1 protein-coding gene is annotated in these 692 nt (G+C 35.7%); it reads right to left on the reverse strand.

Annotated features, from left to right (window positions below; genetic code table 11):
• Positions 1-424: 424 nt before the first annotated feature.
• Positions 425-692, reverse strand: a 268-nt coding sequence (locus N1032_RS25550; protein ID WP_259543404.1) for a hypothetical protein, incomplete at its 5' end; no start/stop codon positions are given.

A 692-nucleotide genomic window follows, 5' to 3' on the forward strand; every position in this document is an offset into this window, starting at 1 on the left:
ATAATCAATATATTAAAATTATAACACAATATCAATGTAACCGACCCAACTCAAAAATAAAAAAAGAGCAATCGCTCGTTCAACTTCTTTCTACTCCCATTGTCTGGTAATAAATTACCTTCTATGCTTTTGAAATCAATCTAATAAATCAATCGCTCCATACAACTCAACTTCATAACCCGCCGGTCAATCCATCTCATTGCCGCCATATGCACATCATCACCCTTGCCACAGGGTATTTCGGCACATACAACTATACACAACCTATCGCCCATCTCTAACTTAGCATCATTAGAAACTTCCTATAAATTGTGTGGTATATATATTATACACTATATTTCAAAATTCCATACCAACTTTTTAAAAATAAAAAGAAACTGACATTTTACTGCCAATTTCCCGAAATTTGTTTAACCCTTACGGATTAGTTAATTTCAACAACAAGTCTTAATAGACCGTTTGTCACTGTTCTCTTTGGAACTGCGGCAATGTCAGATGCTTCAAGGTATGTACCAAGGTCATTTGAAATTCCTATTGGTCCTGAGTTAACAGCAGAAATGTCGATTGAGTGAAGAACTGAGTCATATGTACCAATTACGGCAATAAGGTTGTGTGCTTCCAATGTTGAGTTTGCTTGTGAATCCTTGTATTGAACTGTAGCAGGAATGAACATGTCACCTGATATGATTCTG

This window comes from Herbiconiux daphne (assembly GCF_024979295.1).
Lineage (GTDB): Bacteria > Actinomycetota > Actinomycetes > Actinomycetales > Microbacteriaceae > Herbiconiux > Herbiconiux daphnes.